Origin of the sequence: Flavobacterium cupreum, assembly GCF_003996965.1 — a bacterium.
Lineage (GTDB): Bacteria > Bacteroidota > Bacteroidia > Flavobacteriales > Flavobacteriaceae > Flavobacterium > Flavobacterium cupreum.
In genome coordinates this window covers 1-323 of sequence record NZ_QWDM01000165.1, presented here as the reverse complement: position 1 = coordinate 323, position 323 = coordinate 1, and the positions used below count along the sequence as shown (strand labels likewise).

Below are 323 nucleotides of genomic sequence, written 5' to 3'. Positions count from 1 at the left end.
CCGCGCCCGGCATCAGGCTGGCCACGTTGACGTTGTTGATATGGAGGCCGCCGGCGGCGATCTTGAACGCCGGCCCCGCCAGATAGGGCGAGGCGTCGTCGCGCCACTCGTGCACCATGACGGCCGAGGAATCGAAGCGCAGCGCGAAGCGGTCGAGCACCGGCCCGCTCATATAGCTCATCGCCATCGACACGTAGGGCTCGTAGCGGAAGGCGAAACGGGCGCTGTCGTCGAACAGCAGGCATTTGCCGCCCGGCGCCGCGGCCTCGCCGACGACCCGCACCGCCTCGAGGTCGGTGGCCGGGTGGTAGGCCAGCCCGGCC

The 323-nt window shown here is 70.6% G+C and carries 1 protein-coding gene; it reads right to left on the bottom strand.

Annotated elements, in window-relative coordinates:
- Positions 1–323 (bottom strand): hypothetical protein (locus D0817_RS27065; RefSeq protein ID WP_161568487.1); only part of this gene is annotated, 323 nt, incomplete at both ends.